This window comes from Synechococcus sp. R55.3, from assembly GCF_047461975.1.
GTDB lineage: Bacteria > Cyanobacteriota > Cyanobacteriia > Thermostichales > Thermostichaceae > Thermostichus.
Genome location: NZ_JANSIG010000096.1, coordinates 6,197 through 11,338, shown reverse-complemented (window position 1 = coordinate 11,338; position 5,142 = coordinate 6,197). Strand labels below are relative to the sequence as shown.

General features: G+C 56.8%; 6 protein-coding genes and 1 pseudogene. 6 read left to right on the top strand and 1 reads right to left on the bottom strand.

All coding sequences use genetic code 11. From position 1 onward, the window contains the following. Positions 1-554: 554 nt before the first annotated feature. From NW849_RS12460 to NW849_RS12435, 6 genes are all read left to right on the top strand, one after another. A complete protein-coding gene (locus tag NW849_RS12460) occupies positions 555-662 on the top strand; it encodes a PetM family cytochrome b6-f complex subunit 7 (RefSeq protein WP_414329137.1) in 108 nt (35 codons plus the stop codon). A gap of 113 nt (positions 663-775) precedes the next feature. After that, positions 776-1,750, top strand: coding sequence for a ketopantoate reductase family protein (locus NW849_RS12455; RefSeq protein ID WP_414357946.1), 975 nt, complete (start codon positions 776-778; stop codon positions 1,748-1,750). Positions 1,751-1,943: 193 nt separating this feature from the next. Continuing rightward, positions 1,944-2,711, top strand: a complete 768-nt coding sequence (locus NW849_RS12450; protein ID WP_011432494.1) for an SDR family oxidoreductase — start codon at positions 1,944-1,946, stop codon at positions 2,709-2,711. A gap of 72 nt (positions 2,712-2,783) precedes the next feature. After that, positions 2,784-4,043 (top strand): sensor histidine kinase, encoded by a 1,260-nt coding sequence (locus NW849_RS12445; RefSeq protein WP_414357944.1) that lies wholly within the window; start codon positions 2,784-2,786, stop codon positions 4,041-4,043. Positions 4,044-4,197: 154 nt separating this feature from the next. Then, complete coding sequence (locus NW849_RS12440; protein WP_011432496.1) at positions 4,198-4,461, top strand: helix-turn-helix domain-containing protein; 264 nt, start codon at positions 4,198-4,200, stop codon at positions 4,459-4,461. A 143-nt stretch (positions 4,462-4,604) separates the two neighbouring features. Continuing rightward, complete coding sequence (locus NW849_RS12435) at positions 4,605-4,865, top strand: hypothetical protein (RefSeq protein WP_414357942.1); 261 nt, start codon at positions 4,605-4,607, stop codon at positions 4,863-4,865. A 79-nt stretch (positions 4,866-4,944) separates the two neighbouring features. Here the strand turns inward: NW849_RS12435 and NW849_RS12430 are convergent. Next, positions 4,945-5,142, bottom strand: a pseudogene (locus NW849_RS12430) (acyl-CoA desaturase); the annotation flags it as partial.

Below are 5,142 nucleotides of genomic sequence, written 5' to 3'. Positions count from 1 at the left end.
CTGTCGCGCTTGAGCCAGTCATCGACGATGTCGAACCATCCTCGCTCCTGACGCACGCGCCCTACCGCTATGGTCATCTGAACTACTCCTTAAAGACATCTAAATGAATGAGGACGTTAATGAAACTACAAAGTTTGCCTCTTCGAAGCAAGAGCGGAGCCTAGGTATAAAGACTCAACCCTCGGGTCTTTTGCCTCAGTTTCTTTGAACGGCTCTTTGGCGAGAACTGCCTGGGAACTTTCCAGTGGGTTAGAATTCCCAGCGCTCCAAGACCCTATCGAGAACCGTTTCCAGGGCTCACGAGGCCCAACAGAGCATTCGAGAGCCACCGGACAAGTTTTACGGCTGTAGGCATTACAATTTAGCCTATGCCGGTAAAGACTTGTAAATTGCTTTCATTATAGAGGTGGATAGCCGGATCTTATCAAGTCCAAGAGAACGCCTGTTTTTCCAGGAGCTAGGTTTGGGTCGCTACACCGCTGGAGTGAAGGCCAGGGCTGGGGATCCGATATCCTGAGAAGGCGATGTATCCCATTTGCGAGGAAGCTGAATCTATGGCTGGCGAGATCTTCACCATTGCTGGACTCTGCATTGTGCTGACCCTGGTGGGCGTGGCACTTGGATATGGGATCCTGAGGGTGACCCAAGGGGGGGCAGAGTAAAGCTGTCGAGGATTTCTCCCGGGCCCGGTATCGGGCCTTGTTACAGCTCCATGTCAATTCCATGTCAATTGGCCACCTGGATATGAGGTGGGTGGCGGAAAGATGATAAACTCATGAAGATTTGTATCGTTGGTGCTGGGGCGGTGGGAAGTCACTTGGCCATATGCCTGGCTCGGTCTGGCTTTCCCGTCAGTGTCGTGGCCCGTGGAGCTCACCTGCAGGCCATCCGCACCCAAGGTCTAAAGCTGATCCGGCAGGGGGATCCCTCCCAAACCTGGGTGGAGCACTTGACGGCCACCGACGATCCGGCTGCCCTGGGCCCACAGGACTGGCTGATAGTGACGGTCAAGGCCCACAGCTTGCCGCAGCTTGCCCCTCGACTGGGATCCCTGTGTGGCCCCGACACCCCCATTGTGATTGCCCAGAATGGTATCCCCTGGTGGTACTTCTACCGGCATGGGGGCGAGTTTGAGGGGCATTCCCTGACTTCCGTGGATCCAGAAGGGGTTATCGCTGCCCATCTGCCGATAGAGCGGGTGATCGGCTGTGTGGTGTATATCGCCGTGCAGTTGGCAGAGCCAGGAGTGGTCTTGCACACAGGGGGTGGGCGCTACATTCTGGGGGAGCCGGATGGATCCCTGTCAGGACGGCTGCAGTCCTTGGCCGCCATCTTTGAACAGGCGCAGCTTTCCACCACCCTCACCTCGCAGATTCGGGCCGAGATCTGGCAGAAACTGTGGGGCAATGCCGCCTTCAATCCCATCAGCGCCCTCACCCGGGCTGCTCAAGATGAAATTGCCCAATACCCACCCACCCGTGCTTTGGTTCGGTCGGTGATGCAGGAAGTTGAGGCTGTGGCCCAAGCTCTAGGGATCCGGCTGCCGGTCTCTTTGGAAGAGCGGCTAGAAGATGCAGCCCGCGTGGGATCCCATCGCACCTCGATGCTGCAGGATATTGAGCTGGGGCGACGGACGGAGATCGAGGCCATTGTGGGAGCCATCACCGAGTTGGGGCGTTTGGTGGGGGTGCCCACTCCCCATTTGGATACTCTGTATGCTTGCGTCAAGCTGCTGGAGCGCTCTCTTTAGGCTCTTGCAGGGAGCGGTAGGGTCGCTACCGAACGGCAGAGAAACGATTCGTTTGCTGGATCCCAGGCTCCCCCCTGGGGAAGTGGCTCGAACTCTAGAATGGCTGTAGCCTCGAACTGACGAGGAAGCTGAAGGTGGCTGTCCATTTTTCTCCGACTCAACCCAACTGAAATCACAGCATTTGAATTAGCAAATGATGCTTGAAAACTCCATCGTGCTCATCACCGGAGCCAGTAGCGGCATTGGGGCCGCTTGTGCCACCCTTTTTGCCCGTTCTGGAGCCCGCCTGATTCTGGTGGCCCGCCGTCAGGATCGGCTGCAGGAACTGGCTGGGGAATTGCAGCAGGCTTACGGCACTCCTTCCTACCTGCTGGCTTTGGATGTGCGGGATGGGGCAGCCGTGCAGCAGGCGCTCCAATCTCTGCCCTCGCCGTGGGCCAACATCGACATCTTGGTCAACAATGCAGGTTTAAGTCGTGGCTTGGACAAGCTCCACATGGGGGCCTTGCAGGACTGGGAAGAGATGATCGATACCAACCTCAAGGGTCTGCTCTATGTTACCCGCGCCGTTTTGCCCGGCATGGTGGAGCGAGGTCGAGGCCATGTGGTGAACATCGGCTCCATTGCCGGTCGGCAGACCTACCCAGGTGGCGCTGTGTATTGCGCTTCTAAGGCCGCCGTGCGGGCCATCTCCGAGGGGCTGAAGCTGGATTTACTGGGCACCCCCATTCGCGTCACCGAGATTCAGCCGGGCCTGGTGGAAACCGAGTTCAGCCAAGTGCGCTTCCGTGGGGATCGCGCCCGTGCGGCAGCAGTGTATCAGGGCCTCACCCCCTTGACGGCGATGGATGTGGCTGAAGTGGTGGTGTTTGCGGCAACCCGTCCCCCCCACGTGAACATCAGCGAGATCTTGCTTGTGCCCACCGACCAAGCCAGTACCACCCTCGTACATCGTCGATAAGAGGCCGGCAACCGGGCTTTCGCCTCCACTCTTGCTTCCCTGAGCGACAATGGCAGCAAAGGTGGTGGGAACATGGGACTGGAAGCCGGGATCCTGATCGGGTTGGGAATCGGTTTGCTTTGCACGTTGCTCCTGCTGTGGCAAAGTCGGCGTCGTTTCAGCCGCGAATTGCAACGGTTGGGATCCCTGGTGCATCTGGCCATGCCCCTCCACTCCCTGGAACAGATGCTCAGCTTGCTCAGCCGTTATCTTCGCCAACAAGATCTGGATTGGGCCAACCAAAAACAGCAACTGCAAAACTGGCAATACCTGAGTCAGCGGCTCCCTTGGGGATATCTGCGGGTAGACGAAAACAACGTGGTGCTGGAGTGCAATCCTGCCGCCCAGCGCCTGCTGCGCATCAGCCAATGGCAGCCGGGCATCAAGCTCTTGCTGGAATGGGTGCGCTCCTATGAGTTGGATCAGCTCATCGAGGCTACCCGCCGACAGGAGACCGCTGCTCCTGTCCAAAGTCGCGAATGGATTTTCTACCCTTCCGGTGGGGATGGCAAACCGATTCCGCTGCGGGCTTGGGGGTTGCTCCTGCCGCAAGCGCACGTGGCCATTTTTTTGGAAGACCGGCTGGAAGCAAAAATGCTGGCCCAACAGCGGGATCGCTGGGCTTCGGATGTGGCTCACGAGCTGAAAACCCCCCTCACCTCCATTCGCTTGCTGGCCGAAACTTTACAAAGCCGGGTCGATGCCGCTCAGGCAGTCTGGGTAGAACGATTGCTAAATGAAACTCTGCGCCTGAGCCGTTTGGTTCAAGACTTGCTCGAACTCAGTGCCCTCAATCTGGGAGCCGCATCCCGCTCTCAGTGGCGCTGGGTGGATCTGGCAAGTCTGGTGCAGGAAGCCTGGCAAAGTTTGGAGCCGTTGGCCAAACCCCGCCACCAGGAACTGCACCTGAGCGGATTGTCCCAGATTTACCTCTGGGGAGATGAGCAACGCCTATACCGCCTCATCCTCAATCTCTTGGACAACGCCGTCAAGTATGGCAAGCCCGACTCTCCTATCCATGTGGTGCTTTCGGAGCAGGGATCCCAGGTGCAGTTAGAGGTGTATGATCACGGCCCCGGCCTGCCAGAGGATCAATTTGAGTTGGTCTTCCAGCCCTTTTACCGCACCGACACTGCGCGGGCCCGCAGCAAAGGCGGAACTGGCCTAGGGCTGGCAATTGTGCGACAAATTGTCGAAGTTCACGGGGGCACCATCCAACTGCGCAATCACCCGCAAACCGGTGGGCTGTGGGTTCAGGTGGAACTGCCCCGGAAGCACCTGGATCCCTTGTGAAACCCGCCCGAAGACGCTCGCGTCAGTGGCCCGCAGCCAGAATCTGGACGAGAATCGCTCAAGATTTCCCTGCTGCAGGGCTATCCATCCCAGGGGTGATCCCCTAGAATTGGGGTAGGTAATCTTTACAGTTCATCTTAAGCAGGCATTCGGAATGGGTACTGACTATCATTCCGCAGACTTGTTGTCCGAACGAGAGCTGCAGGTCATTGAGTTGATTGCAGCGGGACTGACCAATCAGGACATCGCGGAACGCCTAGAGATCAGCAAGCGCACCGTTGACAATCACATCAGCAATATTTTGAGCAAGACCCGAACGGCAAATCGGGTGGCCTTAGTACGCTGGGCCTTGCAATGGGGAAAGATTTGCCTGGATCAGGTAAACTGCTGCACTTTGGTCGATGACAAAATTGCTTAGTCCCATCCCATTTTGCCGGTCAAGTCCTCGCCCCAGAGTTTTGCATAGAGGACTCTTTTACTTTTTGCAGTGATTGCATAATCCGGAAGTTACTTGGGTTGTCTTGAGTTATACCCTGGGCTACGTTGATCGGGCTGTCATTCGTGAGCACTCCCAAAATGAAGCGCTACGCTATTCGCTACGATTCTATGCCCCTGATGGTTTATCGGGAATTGGCTGCCCATTTGGCTTGTGTTTCAGGGGTGAAAACGGAGCTGGAGTGGAAAAAAAACTCCACCTTTCGCTACCAAGACAGCCAAATAGAGGCATTGCATATTCATCAAGAACCCGATGCCGACATAGAACAAATTAAGCGTATTCTTGACCACTATGGAGCGTGGCAGTATAGCCCCTTAGAAGACTAGCTCTCTCTGCAACCCAAAAGGGATCCCCAGGGATAGGGATCCCCGGATGATTCCTCTGCAAGGTCTGGGAAAAACCAGTTCAGCGAGCAGCTTGGCCTTGGGCAGGCAGGTGCAGCTTACGAGCCAGGCCCAATCTCGCCAACAGCCAAATGGCCCAGTAGGTCATGTCGATCTCCCACCAACGCAAACCGGCCTTAACGCACTTCGGGTCGGCATGATGGTTGTTGTGCCAGCCTTCACCATAGGTTAGAATGGCCGCCCACCAAAGGTTACGGGC